16 protein-coding genes are annotated in these 25591 nt (G+C 54.3%); 10 read left to right on the top strand and 6 right to left on the bottom strand.

Translation table 11 applies throughout. The features are described 5' to 3' along the window. Nucleotides 1–25: 25 nt before the first annotated feature. From ispG to DBY66_RS12075, 6 genes are all read left to right on the top strand, one after another. Nucleotides 26–1147, top strand: a complete 1122-nt coding sequence (ispG, locus tag DBY66_RS12050; RefSeq protein WP_039379618.1) for a flavodoxin-dependent (E)-4-hydroxy-3-methylbut-2-enyl-diphosphate synthase — start codon at nucleotides 26–28, stop codon at nucleotides 1145–1147. A 107-nt stretch (nucleotides 1148–1254) separates the two neighbouring features. Beyond that, nucleotides 1255–2529, top strand: coding sequence for a histidine--tRNA ligase (hisS, locus tag DBY66_RS12055; protein ID WP_039379615.1), 1275 nt, complete (start codon nucleotides 1255–1257; stop codon nucleotides 2527–2529). A 39-nt stretch (nucleotides 2530–2568) separates the two neighbouring features. Continuing rightward, nucleotides 2569–3186, top strand: coding sequence for a YfgM family protein (locus tag DBY66_RS12060; protein WP_039379613.1), 618 nt, complete (start codon nucleotides 2569–2571; stop codon nucleotides 3184–3186). A 19-nt stretch (nucleotides 3187–3205) separates the two neighbouring features. Further along, nucleotides 3206–4387 (top strand): outer membrane protein assembly factor BamB, encoded by a 1182-nt coding sequence (bamB, locus tag DBY66_RS12065; protein ID WP_071667898.1) that lies wholly within the window; start codon nucleotides 3206–3208, stop codon nucleotides 4385–4387. A gap of 174 nt (nucleotides 4388–4561) precedes the next feature. Continuing rightward, nucleotides 4562–6046 (top strand): ribosome biogenesis GTPase Der, encoded by a 1485-nt coding sequence (der, locus tag DBY66_RS12070; protein WP_039379608.1) that lies wholly within the window; start codon nucleotides 4562–4564, stop codon nucleotides 6044–6046. A 295-nt stretch (nucleotides 6047–6341) separates the two neighbouring features. Then, entirely contained in the window at nucleotides 6342–8786 is a 2445-nt protein-coding gene (locus DBY66_RS12075; RefSeq protein WP_108569446.1) for a glucose/quinate/shikimate family membrane-bound PQQ-dependent dehydrogenase, read from the top strand. A 40-nt stretch (nucleotides 8787–8826) separates the two neighbouring features. Here DBY66_RS12075 and DBY66_RS12080 read toward each other — a convergent pair whose 3' ends face one another. The 3 genes from DBY66_RS12080 to xseA form a co-directional block, all read right to left on the bottom strand. Then, the gene (locus tag DBY66_RS12080) at nucleotides 8827–9153 is read right to left on the bottom strand and encodes a protealysin inhibitor emfourin (protein ID WP_104085286.1); all 327 of its coding nucleotides are present in this window, start codon (nucleotides 9151–9153) and stop codon (nucleotides 8827–8829) included. Further along, on the bottom strand, nucleotides 9150–10163 hold the full coding sequence (locus tag DBY66_RS12085; RefSeq protein WP_039379600.1) for a M4 family metallopeptidase: 1014 nt from the start codon (nucleotides 10161–10163) through the stop codon (nucleotides 9150–9152). Before DBY66_RS12085 ends, DBY66_RS12080 begins: the two co-directional genes overlap by 4 nt. A gap of 97 nt (nucleotides 10164–10260) precedes the next feature. Next, nucleotides 10261–11634, bottom strand: coding sequence for an exodeoxyribonuclease VII large subunit (gene xseA / locus DBY66_RS12090; protein ID WP_104085285.1), 1374 nt, complete (start codon nucleotides 11632–11634; stop codon nucleotides 10261–10263). Between the two features lie 169 nt (nucleotides 11635–11803). Between xseA and guaB the strand changes: the two genes are divergently transcribed. Then, the gene (gene guaB, locus DBY66_RS12095; protein WP_071667901.1) at nucleotides 11804–13270 is read left to right on the top strand and encodes an IMP dehydrogenase; all 1467 of its coding nucleotides are present in this window, start codon (nucleotides 11804–11806) and stop codon (nucleotides 13268–13270) included. Nucleotides 13271–13342: 72 nt separating this feature from the next. Beyond that, the gene (gene guaA, locus DBY66_RS12100) at nucleotides 13343–14923 is read left to right on the top strand and encodes a glutamine-hydrolyzing GMP synthase (RefSeq protein WP_108569447.1); all 1581 of its coding nucleotides are present in this window, start codon (nucleotides 13343–13345) and stop codon (nucleotides 14921–14923) included. Between the two features lie 256 nt (nucleotides 14924–15179). Here the strand turns inward: guaA and DBY66_RS12105 are convergent, their stop codons facing one another. Next, nucleotides 15180–19019 (bottom strand): SIR2 family protein, encoded by a 3840-nt coding sequence (locus tag DBY66_RS12105; RefSeq protein WP_158531832.1) that lies wholly within the window; start codon nucleotides 19017–19019, stop codon nucleotides 15180–15182. A 410-nt stretch (nucleotides 19020–19429) separates the two neighbouring features. On the opposite strand from DBY66_RS12105, the gene DBY66_RS12110 reads away from it, so the two are divergent. Together DBY66_RS12110 and DBY66_RS12115 are read left to right on the top strand one after the other, a co-directional pair. Beyond that, a complete protein-coding gene (locus DBY66_RS12110) occupies nucleotides 19430–22765 on the top strand; it encodes a VPA1262 family protein (protein WP_108569449.1) in 3336 nt (1111 codons plus the stop codon). 292 nt (nucleotides 22766–23057) lie between these two features. Continuing rightward, on the top strand, nucleotides 23058–23834 hold the full coding sequence (locus DBY66_RS12115; RefSeq protein ID WP_039379583.1) for a DUF3750 domain-containing protein: 777 nt from the start codon (nucleotides 23058–23060) through the stop codon (nucleotides 23832–23834). A 32-nt stretch (nucleotides 23835–23866) separates the two neighbouring features. Here DBY66_RS12115 and DBY66_RS12120 read toward each other — a convergent pair whose 3' ends face one another. Continuing rightward, a complete protein-coding gene (locus DBY66_RS12120; RefSeq protein ID WP_108569450.1) occupies nucleotides 23867–24046 on the bottom strand; it encodes a DUF2158 domain-containing protein in 180 nt (59 codons plus the stop codon). Nucleotides 24047–24116: 70 nt separating this feature from the next. Beyond that, nucleotides 24117–25550, bottom strand: a complete 1434-nt coding sequence (gene mgtE / locus DBY66_RS12125) for a magnesium transporter (protein ID WP_108569451.1) — start codon at nucleotides 25548–25550, stop codon at nucleotides 24117–24119. Nucleotides 25551–25591: the final 41 nt, after the last annotated feature.

Below are 25591 nucleotides of genomic sequence, written 5' to 3' on the forward strand. Positions count from 1 at the left end.
TTCCGGGGAATTGTGGAGAGAAAATATGCATAACGAAGCACCCATTATCCGTCGCAAATCAACGCGTATTTACGTCGGCAAGGTGCCAGTCGGCGATGGTGCTCCCATCGCCGTTCAGTCCATGACCAATACCCGCACCACCGACGTGGAAGCCACGGTTAACCAGATCCGCGCGCTGGAGCGTGTGGGTGTGGATATCGTGCGCGTCTCGGTGCCGACCATGGACGCGGCGGAAGCCTTTAAACTGATTAAGCAACAGGTCAACGTGCCGCTGGTAGCGGATATTCACTTTGACTACCGTATCGCTCTCAAAGTGGCGGAGTATGGCGTCGACTGCCTGCGTATCAATCCGGGCAACATCGGCAACAACGAACGTATTCGTCAGGTTGTGGACTGCGCCCGCCACTACAACATTCCGATTCGTATCGGGGTGAACGCCGGTTCACTGGAGAAAGATCTGCAGGAGAAGTATGGCGAACCCACGCCGCAGGCGCTGCTGGAATCCGCTATGCGCCATGTCGATCATCTCGATCGTCTGAACTTCGATCAGTTCAAAGTCAGCGTTAAAGCCTCTGATGTGTTTCTGGCCGTAGAGTCTTACCGCCTGCTGGCAAAAGCGATCGATCAGCCGCTGCATCTCGGGATCACCGAAGCGGGCGGCGCGCGGGCGGGTGCGGTGAAGTCGGCAATCGGCCTTGGTCTGCTGCTGGCAGAGGGCATCGGCGATACGCTGCGTATTTCGCTCGCAGCCGATCCGGTAGAAGAGGTAAAAGTTGGCTATGACATCCTGAAATCACTGCGCATCCGTTCGCGCGGGATCAACTTTATCGCCTGTCCGACCTGCTCACGTCAGGAGTTTGATGTGATCGGTACCGTGAATGCGCTGGAAGAACGGCTGGAAGATATTATTACGCCGATGGATGTCTCCATTATCGGCTGCGTAGTCAACGGTCCGGGCGAGGCTACCGTTTCGACGCTCGGCGTTACCGGCGGCAGCAAGAAAAGCGGTTTCTACGAGGATGGCGTTCGTCAACGCGATCGTCTCGACAACGATGACATGATCGATCAGCTGGAAGCGCGCATTCGTGCCAAGGCATCCATGCTGGATGAGAGTCGTCGAATCAGCGTGCAGCAGCTGGAAAAATAACCAGGCGGTGCGCGCCCGGCGCGTACCAGTTTATGAATGAACCTGTGCGGTTTCATCCTCATAAGGTATGATGCCGGACAGGTTTTTTTGTATTAAGAGATTTTAACGTGGCGAAGAATATTCAAGCGATTCGCGGGATGAACGACTTCCTGCCAGCCGACACCGCAATCTGGCAGCGTATCGAGGGCACCCTGAAGCAGGTGCTGGCCAGCTATGGCTACAGTGAAATCCGTCTGCCAATCGTCGAGCATACCCCACTGTTCAGCCGTGCCATTGGTGAAGTGACCGATGTGGTTGAAAAAGAGATGTACACCTTTGAAGATCGTAACGGCGAAAGCCTGACGCTGCGCCCGGAAGGCACGGCGGGCTGCGTACGTGCCGGTATTGAACATGGTCTGCTCTATAACCAGGAGCAGCGCCTCTGGTATGTCGGTCCGATGTTTCGCTACGAGCGTCCGCAGAAAGGGCGCTATCGTCAGTTTCATCAGATGGGCGTCGAAGTGTTTGGCCTGCAGGGGCCGGATGTTGATGCTGAGCTGATTATGATGACCGCGCGCTGGTGGAAAGCGCTGGGCATCGCTGACCACGTTGAACTGGAGCTGAACTCCATCGGCTCTCTGGCGGCGCGCGCGGACTACCGCAGTGCGCTGGTGGCGTTTCTGGAGCAGCATCAGGATGTGCTGGATGAAGATTGCAAACGCCGCATGTACACCAATCCGCTGCGCGTGCTGGACAGCAAAAATCCGGAAATTCAGGCGCTGCTGAATGATGCGCCAACGCTGGGCGAATTCCTGGATGAAGAGTCGCGCGCCCACTTCACCGGACTCTGCGCGCTGCTGGATGATGCCGGTATTCGTTATCGCGTCAACCAGCGTCTGGTGCGCGGCCTCGACTACTACAACCGCACCGTCTTTGAGTGGGTCACCAGCAGCCTCGGCTCGCAGGGCACCGTATGCGGCGGCGGGCGTTACGATGGCCTGGTTGAGCAGCTGGGCGGACGAGCCACGCCAGCGGTAGGATTTGCCATGGGTCTGGAGCGGCTGGTGCTGCTGGTGCAGGCGGTGAATCCTGAATTTGAACCGACGCGGGTTGTTGATGTCTATGTTATCGCTTCAGGGCAGGGCGTTCAGTCTGCGGCTATGCAGCTGGCGGAAACGCTGCGTGATGCCAACCCGGCGCTGAAGCTGATGACCAACTTCGGCGGCGGCAACTTTAAAAAGCAGTTTGCCCGTGCAGATAAATGGGGCGCACGCATTGCGCTGGTGCTCGGCGAAGATGAAGTGAAAGCGGGCCAGGTGGTGATTAAAGATCTGCGCACCGGCGACCAGCAGACGCTGGCTCAGCAGGACGCCGCTGCGACGTTGCAGACGCTGCTGCAGTAAGCAGCACGCGGCAACAGCCATTTTAAGGAGAGGGATTGCGTGGAAGTTTACAGCAACGAGAATGAACAGGTTGATGCGCTGCGCCGCTTTTTCGCCGATAACGGCAAAGCGCTGGCGATTGGCGTGGTAGTAGGGATCGCGGCGCTGGGCGGCTGGCGCTACTGGAGTTCGCATCAGGAAAATTCAGGCAAAGCGGCATCTGCGGAGTATCAGCAGCTCACCAGCGCGATGCAGGCGGATAAACCGGAAAGCCTGGAGGCCGTTGCCAGCTTCGCCAGCGAAAACAGCAATACCTACGGTGCACTGGCCGCGCTGGACCTGGCGAAGCAGTACGTTGAGACCAGCCAGCTTGATAAAGCCATTGCGCTGCTGCAGAAAGGACTAAACGACACCAAAGATGCCAATCTGCAGGCGGTTATCAACCTGCGTCTGGCGCGTATTCAGCTGCAGCAGAAGCAGGCTGATGCCGCGCTGGCTACCCTGGATAACGTTAAGGGTGACGGCTGGAGCGCGATTGTGGCAGATATTCGCGGTGAAGCATTGCTGAGCAAAGGCGACAAGCAGGGCGCGCGCGATGCCTGGAGTAAAGGCGCGGGTTCGCAGGCTTCTCCGGCACTGAAGCAGATGCTGCAGATGAAAATAGATAACTTAAGTTAAGCCAGACAAGAGAGCGCACATGGAATTACGTAAATACCTGCTGCCAGGGCTGATTTCCGTCACTCTGCTCAGCGGTTGCTCGCTATTCAGCGGCGAAGAAGATGTAGTGAAGATGGCTCCGCTGCCGAAAGTGGAAAATCAGTTCACGCCGGAAACTGTCTGGAGCACGTCAGTAGGCGACGGCATTGGCGATTTCTACTCCAACCTGCATCCGGCATGGCTGGACGGCACCGTTTACGCTGCCGACCGTTTTGGCGTGGTAAAGGCGCTGGATGCCAGCAACGGTAAAGAGAAGTGGAAAGTCGATCTCTCTGAGAAGACTGGTTTCTTCTCGAAAAACATCTCTGCGCTGCTCTCCGGCGGCGTCACCGCCAGCGGCGATCGGATCTATATTGGCAGCGAGCGCGGGCAGGTATTTGCACTCAACAGCAGCGACGGCTCGCTGGCGTGGCAGACCAAAGTCGCCGGTGAAGCGCTCTCCCGTCCGGTGGTCAGCGATGGCCTGGTACTGGTTCACACCAGTAACGGTATGCTGCAGGGACTGGATCAGAGCAGCGGTGCGGTAAAATGGACCGTGAACCTCGATATGCCGGCGCTTTCGCTGCGCGGTGAGTCTGCGCCTGCGGTCGCCTTTGGCGGCGCTATCGTTGGCGGTGATAACGGTCGCGTCAGCGCGGTGATCCTGAACCAGGGTCAGCTGATCTGGCAGCAGCGCATTTCACAGCCGAGCGGCGCGACGGAGATCGATCGTCTGAGTGACGTCGATACCACGCCGGTTATCGTTAATGGCGTGGTCTATGCGCTGGCGTACAACGGTAACCTGACCGCACTCGACCTGCGTTCCGGTCAGATTATGTGGAAGCGTGAAATCGGCGGCGTTAAAGATTTGATTGTCGACGCCGGACGCATCTATCTGGTGGATCAGGACGACCGCGTGATAGCGCTTAACGCCGATGGCGGCGTAGCGCTGTGGCGTCAGAGCGATCTGCTGCACCGTAATCTGACGGCACCGGTGCTGTTTAACGGTTATCTGGTTGTGGCAGACAGCGAAGGTTACGTGCACTGGATCAACACGCTGGATGGCCGCTTTGTGGCGCAGCAGAAACTGGACAGCGACGGCTTCCAGACCGAGCCGGTTGTGGCCGGTGACAGACTGCTGATTCAGGCGAAAGGCGGCGAGGTTTACGCCATCAGCCGTTAAGTCCTGAGCGCGCGGGAATGGATTTCCGTCAGTAATTACGGCTCCTGATTCGTCAGGAGCCGTTCTGTTTTTTGTCAGGCGTGATATTCTAGGCGCCTTAAGCCTGAAGCGGGCGGCAAATGTCGTTATACTCACGCCATTCGGGCGATTCATTTTTAAACTGAGGCAAGTGTTATGGTACCTGTGGTCGCGCTGGTTGGGCGTCCCAATGTGGGGAAATCCACGCTGTTTAACCGCTTAACGCGCACCCGTGATGCGTTAGTGGCCGATTTCCCTGGACTGACTCGCGATCGCAAATATGGTCGCGCCGAAGTGGAAGGGCGCGAATTTATTGTTATCGATACCGGCGGTATTGATGGCACCGAAGAGGGCGTAGAGAACCGCATGGCGGAGCAGTCGCTGCTGGCGATTGAAGAAGCGGATGTGGTGCTGTTCATGGTTGATGCCCGCGCAGGCGTTATGCCGGCGGATCAGCAGATCGCTAACCATCTGCGCTCCCGTGAAAAAGCGACGTTCCTCGTAGCGAACAAAACGGATGGCCTGGACGCCGATGCCGCCGTGCTGGACTTTTACGCGCTAGGTCTGGGTGATATTCATCCGATTGCCGCCTCGCACGGTCGCGGCGTTACCTCGCTGCTGGAAACCGCGCTGCTGCCGTGGATGGACGTGGCAGACCCGCAGGAAGTCAGCGAAGAGGATGAAAACGAAGCCTACTGGGCCGCATTAGCCGCAGAAGAGAGTGGCGAAGAGGCGGAAGAGGAAGAGGAGTTTGATCCGACCGGCCTGCCGATTAAGCTGGCTATCGTGGGTCGTCCTAACGTAGGTAAGTCAACGCTCACTAACCGTATTCTTGGTGAAGATCGCGTGGTGGTCTATGACATGCCAGGCACGACGCGTGACAGCATCTATATCCCGATGGAGCGTGACGAGCGCGAATATGTCCTGATCGACACCGCCGGGGTGCGCAAGCGTGGCAAGATCACCGATACCGTTGAGAAATTTTCGGTGATCAAAACCCTGCAGGCGATCGAAGATGCTAACGTCGTGATGCTGGTGATTGACGCGCGTGCCGGTATCTCCGACCAGGATCTCTCCCTGCTGGGCTTTATCCTCAACAGCGGACGTTCGCTGGTGATTGTGGTCAACAAATGGGATGGCCTGTCGCAGGAAGTAAAAGATGAAGTGAAAGAGACGCTGGATTATCGTCTCGGCTTTATCGATTTTGCCCGCGTACACTTTATTTCGGCGCTGCACGGCAGCGGCGTAGGTAACCTGTTTGAATCCGTAACGGAAGCGTACGACTGCTCAACCAAACGCGTAAACACCTCCATGCTGACGCGGATTATGAATATGGCAGCAGAAGATCATCAGCCGCCGCTGGTGCGGGGCCGTCGCGTTAAGCTGAAATATGCGCACGCCGGTGGATACAACCCGCCTATCGTGGTCATCCATGGTAATCAGGTAAAAGATCTGCCCGATTCCTACAAGCGTTATCTGATGAACTACTTCCGTCGCTCGCTGAACGTTATGGGTACGCCAATCCGTATCCAGTTCAAAGAGGGTGATAACCCGTATGCCGGCAAACGCAATCTGCTGACGCCGACGCAGCAGCGCAAGCGCAAGCGTCTGCTGGCGCACCTGAAAAAGAATAAGCGTTAAGTAAAAAAGAGCCCGCCGGGCTCTTTTTTTTTGCCTGTGATTTAACAGCGGCTTAGCCCGGCAGATGTAGCAAAAATGCTATTGGCCGGTAAACCCTGCGTTATGATCGTTCACTTTCAATTGTACCATCTGGTACAATCCTGCCGCCTTATGGTGAGCTCGCCCTGATATGCCGCGTTCTCATGCATGAGTGCGCGGTTGCGGACTGCTTTGCGGTTCGTCATTAAACAGGGTGCTGCTGTGTCCCGCGACGAAGCCGGACAGGCGGCATGCACTATTTTTCAGGAGAGTTTGTGTGAAGGCAGAACATTCCACTCGCCCCGGCAGGGGACTCAGCGTCTGGTCCGTGCTGTTCGGGCTGGTGCTGCTGGCGATCGGCCTGTTTTTCGCTATTGGCGGCGGTAAACTGGCGGCGCTGGATGGCAGTAAATACTTTCTGATTGCCGGTATCGTTATGATAGCGTCGGCGGTCCAGTTTATGCGGCGTAAAGCGTCAGCGGTGACGCTGCTGGTCCTGGCGTTTATCGGAACCCTGATCTGGGCGGTAATGGATGCCGGCTGGCACTTCTGGCCGCTGGTTTCCCGGCTGATGGTGCCGGCGGGGCTGATGCTGTTCGCATTTCTGACCTGGCCTGCGCTGCGCAAAAGCGAAGGCAAAGCGCCGCTGGCAACGCTCTCTTACGCACTGTCAGCGCTGATTGCGGTTGGCATGATCGCCACCGTGGTGCAGATGTTTCAGCCGCATCCTACCGTGGCCTTTACCGGTTCGCAGCTGCCGCTGATCCCGGTGGATAAAAGCAAACCGCAGCAGGACTGGAGCAGCTACGGCCGCACGCCGGAAGGGGACCGTTTTGCGGCGATTGATCAGATCACGCGTGACAACGTTAATGAACTGCAGGTTGCCTGGACCTTCCGTACCGGCGACACACCGCTCAGCCCGACCGGCAATGGCGCTGAAGATCAGCAGACGCCGCTGCAGGTTGGCAACACGCTCTATCTCTGCACGCCGCACAACAATGTGATTGCGGTAGAAGCGGACAGCGGTAAGCAGATCTGGAAGCGTGAAATCAATGCGCAGGCGGAAGTGTGGAACCGCTGCCGCGGTCTGGCCTATTTTGACGCCACCAAACCGGTGACGCAGCCCACGCAGCCAGGCTCCACGCCAGTGCCGGCACCGGTTCTGGCCGCAGGCGACAGCTGCCAGCGCCGTATCCTGATGAACACGATCGATGCGCGTCTTATCGCGATTAACGCCGACAACGGTGAGTTCTGCGCCAGCTTTGGCAACAACGGCGTGGTTGACCTGAAGCAGGGGCTGGGCAAGGCGCCCGATCCGCTCTATCAGCTGACCTCCGCACCGCAGGTTGCCGGTACCACCGTGGTAGTCGGCGGTCGCGTGGCGGACAATGTGCAGACCGATATGCCAGGCGGCGTACTGCGCGGCTTTGATGTGATCAGCGGTAAAATGCGCTGGGCGTTCGATCCAGGCAACGACGATCCGAATGCGGTACTGATGCCGGGCCAGGATTATACCCGCAGCACGCCGAACTCCTGGGCGCCGCTCTCCTACGATCCGGCGATGAACACCGTGTTCCTGCCGATGGGCAGCTCGTCAGTGGATCTGTGGGGCGCGAATCGCACAAAGCTCGATCACACCTACGGTGCATCTATCCTCGCGCTGGATGCCACCACCGGCAAACAGAAGTGGGTCTATCAGACAGTTCATAACGACCTGTGGGACTTTGACCTGCCGATGCAGCCAAGCCTGGTCGACTTCCCGATGAAGGATGGCACCACCAAACCGGCGGTGGTCATCGGGGCAAAAACCGGCATGATCTGGGTGCTGGACCGCCTGACCGGCAAGCCGCTGACCAAAGTGGAAGAGCGGCCGATGCCGCAGGGTCACATCCCGAACGAGCAGTACACCAAAACCCAGCCGCACTCGGTTGAGATGCCCAATATCGGTAACCAGACGCTGACGGAATCTGATATGTGGGGCGCGACGCCGTTTGACCAGCTGGCGTGCCGTATCGCGTTTAAAGGCATGCGCTATGACGGTCTGTTCACCGTACCGGACACGGACAAATCGCTCAGCTTCCCGGGGTCTCTGGGTGGTATGAACTGGGGCAGCATCTCGTTTGATCCCAACAATCAGTATATGTTCGTCAACGATATGCGCCTCGGCCTGTGGGTACAGATGATCCCGCAGGACACCAGCAAAGTGGCTCGCGGCAGCAACGGCGGTGAATCGGTTAACACCGGCATGGGCGCCGTACCGCTTAAGGGCACGCCGTATGCAGTGAATAAAAACCGCTTTATGTCGCCGCTCGGCATTCCTTGTCAGGCCCCGCCGTTTGGTACGCTTTCAGCCATCGACATGAAAACGCGTCAGATTGTCTGGCAGGTGCCGGTGGGTACCGTGCAGGATACCGGCCCGTTTGGTATCAAAATGCATGCGCAGATGCCGGTAGGTATGCCAACGCTGGGCGGTACGCTGGCGACGCAGGGCGGACTGGTGTTTATCGCCGGTACGCAGGACTACTACCTGCGCGCCTTTGACAGCTCAACCGGTAAAGAGGTGTGGAAAGCGCGCCTGCCGGTCGGCAGCCAGGGTGGCCCAATCAGCTATGTCTCGCCCAAAAATGGCAAGCAGTACATCCTTATCTCTGCCGGTGGCGCACGCCAGTCGCCGGACCGCGGGGATTATGTGATTGCTTACGCGCTGCCAGACAGCAAGTAAGAGCAGCAGGGCCGGCAGAGGATGCCGGCCTTTTTTTTGCCTACTCTCCGTTCTGCCACAGCGCCTGTAGCGCTGGCGGCGCATCTTTTTCCGCTACGTAAATCACGATAGCACCCGCCTCATGGTGGGTGGCGTAGGTGATCTGGATGCGGAAATAGTGCTGATCGCCACTGCCTGCGGAGGCAGCCTGTTCCGCCTGCTCGCCGAGCGGCAGAGCCTGCTCCAGCACCTGACAGACCCGCTGTTTCTGCGGTTCCGGCAGCTGGGCCAGCGCAAAACGCCGCTCTTTACGCAGTTTGGGAATAAAGGCGAAGCCGCCCTCCCGCGCCAGCTCTACAATGGCGTCATCCGTCAGTTCTATGTTCACTTCACACCCACCTCTTGCCAGGCGGCCTGGATCTGCTCCGCGACCTGCCGATCAAAGCGTTTTGCCGCATGCTCAACGGTAAAGCGGGCAAAGGTGCTGAAATCAGCATCCTGCGGCAGGGTTTTGTCACACAGCGTGTCATACCACGCCTGACCGGCGCGTTCCCATGCAAAACCGCCCAGCGCGGTGGCCGCAAGATAAAACGCGCGGTTAGGAATACCGGAGTTGAGATGCACGCCGCCGTTGTCATCACGCGTTTCGATATAGTGCGCCATATCCGCCGGCTGCGGATCTTTACCCAGCAGCGGGTCATCATAGGCGGTGCCGGGGGCTGACATGGAGCGCAGACCGCTGCCGTTAATGCCTTTAGCCAGCAATCCTTCGCCGATGATCCAGTCCGCTTCCTCCGCGCGCTGCTGCCGCTGATACTGTTTTACCAGTGAGCCAAAGACATCAGACATCGACTCATTCAGCGCGCCCGCCTGCTGAAAGTAGATCAATCCCGCTTCGCTTTCCGTGACGCCGTGCGTCAGTTCATGGGCGACCACGTCAATCGCGATGGTGAAGCGATTAAAAATCTCGCCGTCACCGTCGCCAAAGACCATCTGCTGGCCGTTCCAGAAAGCGTTCTGATAATTCTGGCCATAGTGCACGGTACCGTCCAGCTTCAGCCCTTTGTTGTCGAGCGAGTTTCGCTGATAAACGTTCCAGAAAAAATCATAAGTAACGCCCAGATAGTCCCAGGCTTCATCCGCAGCCACGTCGCCGTTGCCAGGCTGACCTTCCTGACGTATCAGCGTGCCGGGCAGCGTCTGACTCTCTCTGGCATCAAAAATGGCGCGCAGCACCTGGCCTGGCCGGGCGATATCCGCCGGTGCGATGACGCGGTGCGGCTCCGCCATTAGCTGCTGAACGTGAGTAAGCGTGCGGCGCGCCGACTCCTGTTGCGGCCCTGCACAGTTGTCGATGATGTTACGCAGGATATAGGGGGGAATTACGCTGTATGACATGCCGGACTCCCTGAGTGATGGGTATGCAAAGAGTATAGACCGGGGTCAGGCAGAGCAGGAAACGTGCAGGCAGGGAGGGGATCTCCCTGCGTGCTGGTCAGGATTGGCGGGGTTTACGGCGGCGTTTCAGCGGCGTGAGGGCGGTGACTTCGCTCTCCACCCAGCCATCTTCCAGCCGGGTGCGCAGCCTGTCGCCCGGCTGCAGCGGCGCGATCTGTTTTACAACTTCGCCCTGCGCATCGGTGGTAACGCTGAAGCCGCGCGCCAGCGTCGCCAGCGGACTGACCCCTTCCAGCTGCGCCATCAGCGTACCAAAGCGCTGGCGATCCTGCCCCAGCTGCTGCTGCATGCCCTGCTGCAGACGGTAGTGCCAGTGCGCGAGCTGCTGCTGCGCGCGCAGGATGCGCCCCTGTGGCTGCTGCGCACTGAGCCGCTGCAGCAGCCGATCCTGCTGGCGCTGCGCGCTGCGCAGCTGCCGATCGGCGGCCGCGCCTAAGCGACGCTGCAGCTGAAACAGGGCGGTCTGCTGCCGTGCCAGGCGCAGCTGCGGATGCTGCTGCTGCAGGCGATGCTGAAGCTGCGTGAGGTAACGCTGCTGCCCGGCGAGATAGTAGTCCATCGCCATCTCCATACGCTGCTGCTGTGACTGCAGCTGCCGCAGCAGCTCGACCTGATTGCGGCTGACAATCTCAGCGGCGGCAGAGGGCGTGGGCGCGCGCAGATCGGCGACAAAATCGGCGATAGTGACATCCGTTTCATGCCCCACGGCGCTGACCACCGGCAGGCGGCTGGCAAAAATCGCACGCGCCACGCGCTCATCGTTGAAGCACCAGAGATCTTCCAGCGAGCCGCCGCCGCGGCCGACAATCAGCACGTCACATTCGTTGCGCTGGTTGGCCAGTTCGATGGCACGCACGATAGCAGCCGGCGCATCGGCCCCCTGCACTACGGTGGGATAGATAACCACCGGTAATGAGGGATCGCGGCGGTGCAGCACGCGCAGCACATCATGCAGCGCGGCGCCGGTTGCGGAGGTGATCACCCCGACCTGGCGGGCCGGATCGGGCAGCGGCTGTTTGAACTGCTGATCGAACAACCCTTCTGCGCTGAGCTGCGCTTTCAGCTGCTCAAACTGCTGCTGCAGCAGGCCTTCACCCGCCGGATGCATGCTTTCAATGATTAACTGATAGTCGCCGCGCGGCTCATACAGCGTGACGCTGGCCCGCACCAGCACCTGCTGCCCGTGCTGCGGCCGGAACGTCACGCGCCGGTTGCTGTTGCGGAACATCGCGCAGCGCACCTGGGCGCCATCATCTTTCAGCGTGAAGTACCAGTGGCCGGACGCGGGCTGCGTGAAATTGGAGATCTCAGCGCTGAGCCACACCAGGCCCATCTCATTTTCCAGCAGCGTGCGCACCGTGGTGTTGAGGCGGCTGACGGTAAAAATATTGGCGGTTGCAGGTAGCGACATGTGATGAAGATCAAATTTTAAATCAGAGGGTTAATTCATCGATACTACAGGGCTGCTGCGCAGGATCAAGACTTTTTCTGAAAAAGCAGTAGAGGCAATCGGTTTCGTCCTGTATAATGCCGCGGCAATATTTTATCTGTTTTCAACGCCCCCAGGTGGAGATATTGCAATGCTAAGAATCGCGAAAGAAGCCCTCACATTTGACGACGTCCTGCTCGTTCCCGCTCACTCCACTGTATTGCCTAACACCGCTGACCTCAGCACCCAACTGACCAAAAACATCCGTCTGAACATTCCTATGCTCTCTGCTGCGATGGATACCGTGACCGAAGCGGGTCTGGCGATCGCGCTGGCACAGGAGGGCGGCCTCGGCTTTATTCATAAAAATATGTCGATTGAGCGTCAGGCTGATGAAGTGCGTAAGGTGAAAAAGCATGAAAGCGGCGTGGTAACAGAGCCGCAGACCGTGCTGCCAACCACGACGCTGGCGGAAGTGAAAGAGCTTACCGATCGCAACGGCTTCGCCGGCTATCCGGTCGTCAACGCCGGTAACGAGCTGGTGGGGATCATCACCGGTCGCGATGTGCGCTTTGTAACCGATCTGACGCTGCCGGTTACCGCGGTTATGACGCCGAAAGAGCGTCTGGTTACGGTAAAAGAGGGTGAGGCACGCGAAGTGGTGCTGCAGAGGATGCATGAAAAGCGCGTTGAAAAAGCGCTGGTGGTAGATGAGAGCTTCCACCTGCTGGGCATGATTACCGTAAAAGATTTCCAGAAAGCTGAACGTAAACCCAACGCCTGTAAAGATGCGCAGGGTCGTCTGCGCGTGGGCGCGGCGGTGGGTGCCGGCGCCGGTAACGAAGAGCGCGTGGATGCGCTGGTTGCCGCTGGCGTTGACGTGCTGCTGATTGACTCTTCGCACGGCCACTCCGAAGGCGTACTGCAGCGCATTCGTGAAACCCGCGCCAAATACCCCGACCTTGAAATCATTGGCGGCAACGTTGCCACCGGCGCCGGTGCCCTGGCGCTGGCTGAAGCGGGCGTCAGCGCGGTGAAAGTGGGTATCGGTCCCGGCTCTATCTGTACCACTCGTATCGTCACCGGCGTGGGCGTTCCGCAGATCACCGCTGTTTCTGACGCCGTTGCGGCGCTGGAAGGCACCGGTATTCCGGTCGTGGCAGATGGCGGTATCCGCTTCTCCGGCGATATCGCTAAAGCGATCGCCGCAGGCGCAGCCGCAGTGATGGTTGGTTCTATGCTGGCCGGCACCGAAGAGTCTCCGGGTGAGATCGAACTCTATCAGGGCCGCGCATTTAAATCGTACCGCGGCATGGGCTCGCTTGGCGCAATGTCCAAAGGCTCTTCTGACCGTTACTTCCAGACCGATAACGCCGCAGATAAGCTGGTGCCGGAAGGCATCGAAGGCCGCGTTGCCTATAAAGGCCGTCTGAAAGAGATCGTCCATCAGCAGATGGGTGGCCTGCGCTCCTGCATGGGCCTGACCGGCTGCCCGACCATTGATGATCTGCGCACCAAAGCGGAGTTTGTCCGCATCAGCGGCGCCGGCATCAATGAGAGTCACGTACACGATGTGACCATCACCAAAGAGTCACCGAACTACCGCATGGGTTCCTGATCCCTGAAGATTTCCCGCCCGGCTCTGGCCGGGCGCTTTTATTGTTAAGTCCATCCCACTGGAAATGCCTCAATGACGACTGAAAATATTCATAAACATCGTATCCTGATCCTCGATTTTGGTTCGCAGTATACGCAGCTGGTTGCGCGCCGCGTGCGTGAGCTGGGCGTCTACTGCGAACTCTGGGCGTGGGATGTCACCGAAGAGCAAATCCGTGCGTTCAACCCGAACGGAATTATCCTGTCAGGTGGCCCTGAGAGCACCACCGAGCTGGACAGCCCGCGTGCGCCTGAGTACGTCTTTAACGCTGGCGTGCCGGTACTGGGCGTCTGCTACGGCATGCAGACTATGGCGATGCAGCTGGGCGGCAAGGTTGAAGGCTCAAATGAGCGCGAGTTTGGCTATGCGCAGGTGGAAGTCACCACGCAGAGCGCGCTGGTGCGTGATATCGAAGATGCCATCAGCGCCGCCGGCAAGCCGCTGCTGGATGTCTGGATGAGCCACGGCGATAAAGTCACCGCAATTCCGGCTGACTTCGTCACCGTCGCCAGCACGGAAACCTGTCCGTTTGCCATCATGGCGAATGAAGAGAAGAAATTCTACGGCGTGCAGTTCCATCCGGAAGTGACGCACACCCGTCAGGGACTGCGCATGCTGGAGCGCTTTATCCGCGATATCTGCGGCTGTGAAGCGCTCTGGACGCCGGCGAAAATCATTGAAGACGCCGTTGAGCGTATCCGCCAGCAGGTGGGCAGCGACCGCGTGATCCTCGGCCTCTCCGGCGGCGTTGACTCCTCGGTAACCGCCATGCTGCTGCACCGCGCTATCGGCGATCGCCTGACCTGCGTATTTGTTGATAACGGTCTGCTGCGCCTGAATGAAGCGGAGCAGGTGATGGATATGTTTGGCGACCATTTCGGTCTGAACATTGTCCACGTACCGGCGGAAGCGCGCTTCCTCGATGCGCTGGCGGGTGAAAACGATCCGGAAGCCAAGCGTAAAATCATCGGCCGCGTGTTTGTTGAGGTGTTCGACGAAGAAGCGCTGAAGCTGACCGAAGTGAAGTGGCTGGCGCAGGGCACCATCTATCCGGATGTGATTGAGTCCGCTGCTTCTGCCACCGGTAAAGCGCACGTGATCAAATCGCACCATAACGTGGGCGGCCTGCCGAAAGAGATGAAGATGGGCCTGGTTGAGCCGCTGAAAGAGCTGTTCAAAGATGAAGTGCGCAAGATCGGTCTTGAGCTGGGCCTGCCATATGACATGCTCTACCGTCACCCGTTCCCGGGACCGGGTCTTGGCGTGCGCGTGCTGGGCGAAGTGAAGAAAGAGTACTGCGATCTGCTGCGCCGCGCCGACGCCATCTTTATCGAGGAGCTGCGCAAAGCGGATCTCTACAATAAAGTGAGCCAGGCGTTTACCGTGTTCCTGCCGGTGCGTTCCGTCGGCGTAATGGGCGACGGCCGCAAGTATGACTGGGTGGTCTCACTGCGCGCGGTGGAAACCATCGACTTCATGACCGCACACTGGGCGCATCTGCCATACGATTTCCTTGGCCGCGTCTCCAACCGCATCATCAATGAAGTCAACGGTATTTCCCGCGTGGTGTATGACATCTCCGGTAAGCCACCGGCGACGATTGAGTGGGAATGAGGTTGTATATAGTTCATTGATTTAGCTGTGATAATTTCGATTCAATAACTATCTATCACTATCATCAACAATATTTTTCATGGCATGTGTGAGGCATGCCATGAAAAAATTGCAGATATCATTACTAGCCAAATGATGCTGGCATGGTATCGGATAAGCGTATCAGCCGCTCCTGATGAGGCATGGGGATTTTAGTGTTCGTGGCATCAAAATCTCAACCCACCTCGCGGATCTTGTTGGAATGTCATGCATCACATCACCTGGCGTCCCATCGTCGCTTCAGATAAATTAGCCTATTGTCGCTATTTAGCGAGCTGTTCGCTTCCTCTATTAGCTTCAATATCTTTTCTGTTCCATATGGCCATGCCAGCGCGTTGTCTGGTAGAACGGCATGAAGTAAAGCCAGCGCATGTTCTGGGTAACTGTTTACTATGTCACCTCCTGATCCACTAAGTTTTGGCAGCATCAAACGGTCACGCTCAATTTTACCCAAGAACGGCAAAACCAATGCAGCTATGGTAGGAAATTCATCGCCACTAGAGAAAGCCAATTCGCAAAGGCGAGCCGACGTGTTGGGTGTTCTGGCTGAAAGTTGGCGCGGCCAAATGTGCAGCAGTTCGGAAAGCTGTCCTTTCCATCGTTCGTTTGAGTTTTCTTTTATCTCGTCAGACCATCGTTGAGCCTGCCATAATGTTCGTGATCGAAAACCGTCATCGACTTTTAAAAGTAAGCTGCGCATCTCTTCATCGGAGATACAACGCTCGCCGGTGATGTTGTCAATAGTTCCCCACCCGGCAAGGATCATATCTGCGATGATTTCACCATTCGAGCGTCGTGATGGGAGAGGGTTAACAGCGAACTGCAGCATGTGATTTTTCAACCGCATAAAGAGCTCTTGATTTGGAGTTCTTGCCCTCCATAGGAATCCCGACCATGCTGCGTCGCGGTCCCCCCTGTCGTTATCCTGAAGCACAGGCAACAAGTAATGCTCTGTCCATTTTGGATCGACAGCGAAAAACCAAGTGAGGTTGTGGGAAAAGATCACAATCGCATGTCTGCGCAAGTCGCCTGGAAGCGCCAATAGAGCCTCAGCGTGAACAAGCCATTCGGAAGGAATACCTTGATTGTTGTTGAGATTATCGGTGCGGGGATCATTAAAAAGCGCCTGAGCTATTTTACCAGTGGGAGAATTAATCGCTTCCATCGTCCAGTCTGGTTCCTTTGAACCCCGAATAATACCCGAGCGTCCTTCATTAGGCGATTCACGGAGGACGCCAACCAGCTTCCTCAAAATGCGGTCAAAAATAGGAGAGTCGTATTTGCTTAGCTTTGCACTGGCATCTTTCAGCCAATCGGTCGTGGGGCGGAGAATCATTTCAAGCTGCGCGTTTGGATAACGAGCTAGTCGTTCGGCAATCAACCGAGATAATCTTGCCTTGTCATTATTCCGTGCCTCTGAAGTAAGGAAACTTTGCCATGCCCACTCTGGAAAATCTCCTTGTTTGGCAGCATGGGTTAACGCAGCAAAAGCGCGCACAGGGCGTTGAGCCGCGAGGCCGGAAAAAGGATCGTTCTCGACGAGGAAATCGTCTGAGCGACCACTCCGTTCTTTCGCTCGCAACAGTATTAGTGAAAGGGGGGTATCTGCTAGTGCCTCATAACTGGTGTCAGTCCTTATCAATCCAGACCGACTTTCCAACGATTGAGCAGCTCTCTGACCATCATCTTCTTTCCAGTCGGGCACAACAACATGGAGCAGCTTGGCTTGTTTACGGGTGCAGGCTGAAAGCTTGCATTCTGAGTTTTGAAGCCACTGAATGCGATCCAAAATCAACCAAGCTCGTCTGCTATCAAAAGCTGCAATCTTCTCTCGCTGCCATCGCTTTGGTCCCATCAACAGCTTTTGTTCAATTAACTTGCGCGATGCTCCACCGAGTTTCTTCCATCGCTCTGCGATGATCAGTAAAAGGTCTCGTTGATGATAACTATCCCAGAAGGAGGTATCGCTTAAAGACGATATGAATTGACCGAATTCATTATCTGAAACAATGCTTCTTTTTCCTGACGCCCATATTCGTAGCCGAGCAAATATAGTGTCATCTTCCGTAGACCATGATAAAAATTCTCGTTTTGCGGCTGATTTATTAGTTTTAACTAGTTGTGTGAATAGCTCGGAATATTGGATAACTAAAGCTGAAAGTCCATGCGTTCGATGATAGTTATCGGTATCTTCAATATCATCCTTAATTAATGGACTTATACATCTAAGGTCATATCCACCAACTTCTTGTTCAAGTGTAAGAGCCAGTTCAAGATTCTGTCGTAGGGCTTTAACAAGTGCTGAACACCATTCATCGGGGACAGTAATTTTTTCGTGCGTTTCAGGATATTTCACGTCCACCCACAGCAAGTGTTCTTCATCTTCCTGAACGGTCCCTGTTACGTGCGGATTCGGTGTATTCCTGGAAGAAGGCCTTGCAGAAAAGTGAGGCCGGAGCACCTCTCCAAAACGCCTAACTATAGCGTGACTCCATCCCTCAACCTTAATGACATCTTGCAGGGTATACCACTCATGATGAAAGTCTTCGACATGGCTCCAAGTTTCAAAAAGCAAACGCCAAGAGTTACGAATGTTCTGACGTATTGGGTGAATGCTTCGCTCTAGCTCACAAGAGATGAGCTGTTGAATGTTCTGATTAAGTGACGACTGATGGGATGCCCACCATACAGCGGCAGGCTGGTCGCAAACTTTTGAGAGCCATATGCCCAGTTTATCTATGCGCGGAACAATACGTGGGAAGTGATTAGCCCAATGTCCGCGAAACGCAGTAAGATTTTCATCGCGGATCGCTGCTTTATCAAGATGATTAAGTTCGAAGGCATCCCACGCATTGGATGGTGTTTCTCGCTTGGCATAATTATTTTCAGGATCTGTTTTAGTCGGCAGGGGGTCTGAATCAAGGCCATATAGATCAAATGGATCAACATATGGTTCTTTGTTACTACGTGAGATTGAATTACTCGGCCTTGCGAATCGTCTGTGTTTATCGAACACACAAAGCCATTCAGCAGGGGGAATAACCTCCCCCTCGCAGAACTTCTTTACGCCTTCGTAGGTCGAAATAACATGCGCCACCTGACCTCGTTCATGAGGTTGAAGTGCTGTCGGTCCTTTTTTTGATGCGTCAATAACCTTTGTGAACCAAGCGTCAGGATTTCGTGCTCGCTCAGCCCATGCATCAAGAGATTTCCATAATGCAGCATGTGCATCTTCCGGACTATATGGGATGGCTTCAACACCTTTGTGCCTCCATCGTGCAACGGCATCATCATGGTCGCCACCTTGGAAAGCATAAGCGTTTTCGCGGTTACCTGAGGTTTTACGTAAAGCTTCAAGAAGGTATTGAACTGGCGGATCGTCGGCGGTATACCCCACAAATACAACAACATATTTTCCAAGTATTTCACGAATGAAGGTTGTTGCCCATCCGTCCGAGAGATATGCACGACCAAATTCTGAACTTGAGAGAACAAAGCCATCATTCTCAGCAGCTGTATAGGTCGACGTTGAGCGGCCATGGAGATAAACTATACCGTTGATCTCATTTGGTAGTGAGGGGTTTGGTAACCTGGGTGGTTGCCATACGCGAAGATTGCGCCCGCAATCATTAAACAATCTGTCGAAGTTCGTTGTGACTAATTGAACAGTGCCTTGTGGCGTTGTCGCTAAGTCTAGCAAAACCCTGTGTGCGGTTAGATCGCAATCCGCAGGTGGTTTTAATGCAGAGGCAACCGCCTCCTCAATATCGCGTGAGGCAAAGTCTCTTTCTAGAAGCCCGAAAACACGGTCAGCAGATATGACGCCGGGTATGCCAACACGCTGGTCAATCTCTCTAGCTTCAAGGATTAGTCTATAGGCAGGACTATTTTGATCGACACCAAGCCTAGCAACAACTTGACTTGCTAAGCCAAAGAAATCAGGCAATTGAGCACGCGCTCGGGATACGCCCGCCCCGCAAAAGAAGATTACACGGCCTTGATCTCTGGCAAGTAGAAGATCATCAGGGATTGACGGTCCATCGGCTAAAAATCGCAATTCTTTTTCTCCGCAATCTACGTATATGTCTAAACTATCAAAAACTGCCTCTTAGTGTTAAAGTTTTGATTAGCTCCTTTACTACCTAGACCTTTACCATTATCTGAAATTTTTTTGTATATCCAATTGAAAGTAAAAAAATAAATAAACATAAAAGTTAGAATTTTATCTAATGCAACCAGTTGCTAACAAGGTTTTTATCGCAGTGCACAGTGATATTCATTAGATTTGATCGATTCTATTCTTAAAGATGAGGCAGGGGTAAGTTTTTTCATAGCTGATTAGATTTATCTATGTTTGCATGTTTTTTATTGTGTTCTATTAAATAATGACGTGTAAAATGTGAAGGACGATCAGAGTTGTACGTGATGTCGTGCAATATAAATTTAGAAAGGAAATTACAGAATTCAATGGCTACTACATTAGATGACCTCTTAGGCGACGAACGACTGACACGCCTTTTTTCTAACCAAAACCTTGCTTGTGCGCTTCAGTTATGGGTCTTGCAGATTAAATCTGAGCAGTCGACTGAAATGCGCGTAGTCTACGGTCGTCTACTCCCATACAGCCATTCGAGTAACAGTTGGTCCTTCAGCGACAACGATGACTATCTTATTTTCGGAAACATTAAGGCAAAGTTTACCCGCCTTAACTTGTATATAGACAGTATCCATTGTGCAGATTTTTTAAGGCAATTAATTGCTGGTCGCTCAATCTCAGCAATCAATGATATATTGAAAATTGAGTGTTCGAAGAAATTAACGAAACTGTTCGGTGCTGCTGCTCTTATGGCCAATAATCTGGTCTATCGCCCAGTTGCTTATCTACTCAACCGAGATGCGTATGATCATCAGTCAATTTCTAGCCCACATAGTGTAGCCGGGGCTTTCAGTGCTTCAATTACTCAAATGAATAAGGAAGCGTTATTTCTATTGAGTGAGGAATACAGCGCTTCCTTAACTACTTCGTTAGTTGAACAGCTCAATGCGGAAACTGGTTTAGATTTTGGTAAAGCAGATGCCACGCGATTTGGCGATCTAGAATTATTGGTCTTTCCTACACTTAATGATCTAGAGCAGAACTTGCTAAGTGTTAAATGGATTGATTCATCACCTGCTCTATCCGTTTGCTTTGCTTCGACACAAGTGCCGCACTTTGATAAATTTCAGTTCCACTTAAGCATTACAAACGATAGCCAAATCATTTCCTCGTCTATTGCTTCAGCAAATCGTAAAGGCGATGGAGTGTTTGAATATGTGTTTAAACTGAACGAGGAGATGCGTGAGAAGACAGATAGTACAGAACTGCAGATCTTTGGTTTCTCAAACGATCGTCCTAATGAGGGAGTACTCTGCTGCCGGTGGCGGATAGGATATATCCGAGAAGTAAATTTTCAGGGTCATGTGGTTGGGCAAGGGACAAGTTCCGTCAAGTTCGACTGGCTTGAAAAAGCAACTAAGCCAGCTATGTCAGAGCGTGTAAAAGCTGCTCTTACGGTTAATCGAGGCAATTTGGGATTTGGTAATAGCGTCGGTGGGCGGCAGGCAGATCCTTGGGTTCCGGTGAATCGTGAACTTCTGTCTCTTTTTGCACGGCTTCATCCGCCTAAGTCAGAAGGGCAGTTTTTTCAGAGATGGAGCATGGGGGATGGAGAAGGGCGATTACAATTTGTGGAGTGGTTTAGAACACTATTGGACAAGTATCAACAGCATCAAATAGTTATTTTCGATCCTTACTTCGAAACTGCTGGTTTAGGGCTCATATTGATTAATGCAGAAATTAAATCCGATTATATCATTTTTACGTCGCTGCCAAAGATATCGAAAGAAATTGAATATATACAAGATAAATCAGAAAAAGCTTCTTCGGGGCGAGTGAACAATTTAATAGCGAGCTGTGAGCATAATAGTCACTTACTAGGTCGCTTAAAGTTCCGTATCTATGGCCTAAAAGAAGGACGGCTACATGATCGTTATATCTTAATTATGGGGTCAGATCGTCTCCCGGTTGCCGGATTCCATCTGTCTAATTCGTTTCAAAGTGCAGCCGAAAATTACCCATTACTGATTACCCCAATTCCTCCGGATGTTTTACTCCAAATAGAAAAATATAAATCTGCGCTGGTACAGGAGACTATGGTTACTAGGATTGGAAATGAGGTTGAGAATCCTATGATGCAACTGCTTTTCGATTCTAGTAAGACTTCAGCTGTACCGCGACGGTATGAGTCTCTAAACTTTCTTGAAAGGTCTGGAGTGGGTAAAGTACTAAGTGTGTGGTTCGGCGAAATGTCATTGCAGGGCTTAAGTGGTGACCAGTTAAGAGCGCAGATGATGACGTTAGGTTTACTAAATGATAACTCGCTTATTTTGCACGATGGGCTACATAACTTCATAAATAACAAACAAGTTATTAACTCTAAGAACTTTAATGTAACTTGGGGAGTGCTGGGAGAAGTGCTAGCACATTCTCCCGCTGGGGACATAGGATGGGGTGTTATTGAATCAAAAAAAGATTTTCTCAACTTATTGAGTCAATTTGTTGTTGAGTCGTTCGATCGCCTACATGAAAATACAGATAAGGAACTGGCTGTAGTTGATATATGGTTCTTTCGAAAAACTGTAGAAGTCTTACTGCACAGCCCTTATCGCTCGGAACAGCTATTCCATTCTACAAAATACGCAGCCCTCACTTGGTCAGAATATTTTGCCATCAAAATCTTATGGAGTCATGCCCCGGATTGCTTGTTGACGATCGCCGAAGCACAGATCTCTAGGCTGCAAATTGAGCACGAAGTGTCGGAGGTCATGCGGTTGTCTCTGTTGAGCCAGATAGTCAGCGAAGTTTCCCTATCGATACAGTTCAATATCAGCATCATTCAGCGAGATAGTCTTATCCATCGCAACCAAGGATTACTGAAATGGCTGGGATTTAATGCACTAGAACGACAGTTAGATATACCTGCAGGACTAACGTCAGTCTTATCGTGTCTGGAAACCCTTACTCACCAGGAACGAGTGCTCGCCTTAGGTTGGATGATTAACCATGCAGCCAGGGATCCTAATAAAGAGAAAACTTATAAAGATTTGGTAGAAGCTCTGAATGAGGAACTACCAGAGAAAATACCTACGCAGGAGTTGCAATACTTGGTCGATTCCATGCGAGGGCATATGAAACAATTAGCGTGGGCTGAGCCTTGGTTGTTCCAAGATGTGATCTTACCATTATTGCAGAATGCCCGTGCCTCCATTGAGGATGCTTGTGAAATATGGGTTCAGGAGTTGGTGAGCATGCTTGGGCCGAGACTGAACAATCAGTCTCACTTGTTTGAACGAACCCGTGAAGGGCAGGCGACTAACATTGCTTCGTTTCTTTTCGCGAATAGTAACACCTCTCAGCGAGAGTTAAGTTTGAAGATGATGAATCAAATCTTGAAGCGACAGCGACGAATCATACAACAACCACTCGCCAGTACGTCGAACTGGAGCCAATGGGACGATGCGCTGAGAGTGTCATTATGGATACTTGCTTTTGCTAAATGGAGTGAGCTCTATCTAAGTGCGCTAGGTATGTTCGATCAAAACTTAGAACGGTTAACAGGAGATGCACATGGGCTTGCTATGGTTAGATCGAAAGAAGAATGGCAATCTGAAGGTGTTGGTATACAGAGCGAACTCATTAAGTTCCTAGAGCAGGGCGAGAGGCTTTTGATTGAAGGCGGCAGGCTGAAAAGCGATTCTCAATAAGCTAGATCAAAGGCCGAATGATTATTTAAATGGTATTTTTATGGCACTCAACCTATAAAAATCAGTATATTATTGTTAATAATTGACTTTTTTTATATTTATAATCGAGTGGGAATAACCCCATCCTGACGCAAAGCCCGCCGCATGCGGGCTTTTTTTATGGCTGAACCGCAGCCGCAGCGCACGATGATGGGTCTGCCGTCGCGTTGCGTGCCAGCGCATAGTTGGTGAATAAACAGGCGCCGTTTTGCTGCATAATAACGCACTTCTTTTTCTGCCCCGGATACCCTGAATGCTGCCTGTGAAACTTATCCTGCTGACTTTTCTTTGTGCCGTGATCCTGTCGCTGGCGGCGAGCCTGGCGCAGGCGACGCGCAGCGGCGACCTGCAGACCGGGCAGGGCGGCTGGGCCACCGCGCGGCGCGACTCCGCCGGACTGGCGCCCGATCCGCAGCGCTACGCCAGCGAAGCGGTGGTGCAGGTCTATGCGGCTCCCACTTACGGCTGGAAAGGCGCGGTGGCGGTGCATCCGTGGATCATCTTTAAGCGCGCCGGCGAGACGCAATATAATCGCTATGAGGTGATCAGCTGGGGCAGCGGTGACAAGGTGCGGCGTAACCGTAACCTGCCGGATGGCTACTGGTATGGCGCCCGTCCGCGTCTGCTGGTGGATCACCGCGGGGCCGCAGCGCAGGCGATGATCCCGCAGATTGAGGCGGCAATCCGCTCTTACCCGTGGCCCGCCACCTATCGCGCCTGGCCGGGGCCAAACAGCAATACCTTTCTGGCGCACATTGGTCGCGAAGTGCCGGCGCTGAAGCTCGACCTGCCGGCAAACGCGGTTGGCAAGGATTACCGCTCGCTGCTGCACCCGATAGGGCTGCCGCCCTCGGGGCGCGGTCTGCAGCTGTCGCTGCTGGGCGTACTGGGCGTGACGGTCGGTGCGGAAGAGGGGGTAGAGATGAACCTGCTGGGGCTTAATCTGGGCGTCGATTTCACGCCGCTGCGGCTGCGGCTGCCGTTTATTGGCGGTATCGGCCGGGATAACGTGCAGAAGGATAATCCCTGACGGGGCGCCGCGGATTGCGGCGCGCCGGGCACTCAGCAGACGCCGAAGTCGCCATCTTCATGATAGAGATTGACGCTGTCTGCTCTAATCTCAATCTCTTTTTTCAGCGGGTCGTCGATACGGGCGCACCAGAGCATATCGCCCTCTGCACGCAGCACCTGCATTTTAGGACCACCGGTTTTCGACTGCACAAAATCGCCTGCGTTAAACATGCTGTGTCTCCATCAGATAAGGGTATGAATGAGTGTAGCTGCGCCAGCATAAAGGCGCAGCTGCCGTGACTCAGTGCGGCAGTAAAAACAGCGTGGCCAGACCGAGAAAGATAAAGAAGCCGCCGGTGTCGGTGAGCGCGGTGATCAGCACGCTGGACCCCACCGCCGGATCGCGCTTCATTTTGGTCATGATCAGCGGAATAAGCACGCCCATCAGCGCCGCAAGCAGCAGGTTCAGCACCATCGCCAGCATCATCACGCCGCCAAGCTGAATATTGTCATACATCAGCCAGGTGATGCCGCCCATAATGCCGCCCCAGAACAGGCCGTTGATCAGCGCCACGCCCAGCTCACGACCGATCAGGAAGGAGAAGTTACCAGGCTCCACCTGATGCAGCGCCAGCGCGCGTACAATCATGGTAATGGTCTGGTTGCCGGTATTGCCGCCAATGCCCGCCACAATCGGCATCAGGGTCGCGAGCGCCACCAGCTGTGAAATTGTGGCTTCAAACAGGCCGATGACGCGCGAGGCGATAAATGCGGTGCAGAGGTTAATGGCCAGCCACGTCCAGCGCTTGCTCACCGCTTTACGCACCGGCGCAAACACATCCTCCTCCTGGCTGATCCCGCCCATTTTACGGATGTTGCTCTCATTCTCCTGGTTAACCAGATCGATCACATCCTCAACGGTAATACGGCCAATCAGTTTGCCTTTGGCGTCGGTAACGGCAGCAGAGATGAGGTTATAACGCTCAAAAGCGCTGGCGGCATCCTCGGCGTTGTCATTGAGCTGAAACGTAGTGGGGCGGGGATTCATCACATCTGCGACCAGCGTTTTGGGCTTATTGAGCAGAATATCGGTCAGCGGCAGCTCGCCGAGCAGCTGGTTTTGCGCATTGGTGATAAAGATTTTATCGGTGCCGTTGGGCATACTGCTGCGCTTGCGCAGAAAGCGCTGCACCGTGGCAAGGGTGACGTCGGCGCGCACGGTGAGAATATTGAAATCCATGATGCGGCCTACGCGGTCGCGATCCAGCTCAATCACATCAAGCAGGCGCGCGCGCAGCTGCGGCTCCAGCGTGGTCAGCAGGCGGCCGGTGAGATCGCGCGACAGATAGCGCGCCAGATAGACCTGATCGTCGATATCCAGCGGTTCAATCGCGCGCAGGATCTCGCGGTCGCTCATGCCTTCGGTGAGGCTCTCCCAGACGGTCTCTGAGGCTTCAACCAGCACGCGGCCACGCTGTTCGGAGGGGACCAGCTGCCAGAGCGCCCGGCGCTCCTCTTCCGGCAATGCTTCCAGGATATCAGCGAGGTCGGCGGCGTGCAGCGGCGCCAGCTCCTGCTCCAGCTGCTGGCGCCAGGCGGCCACTTCGCGTAGCTCTGCGGCGTTGAGATCGACGGATTTATCCAGCAGGACATCCACTAAGTCCTGTTTGCTCAGCAGCAGTGAAAGAATACGCTGGCGGGATTCGGTTAGTTTTTGTGCGTGCGAGGCAGACATAACGCGTCCTTTGTGTCTGTAAAGTCAGCACAAAGTGTAGC

Origin of the sequence: Pantoea sp. RIT413 (assembly GCF_003057675.2) — a bacterium.
In the GTDB taxonomy this organism is placed as follows: domain Bacteria; phylum Pseudomonadota; class Gammaproteobacteria; order Enterobacterales; family Enterobacteriaceae; genus Pantoea; species Pantoea eucrina.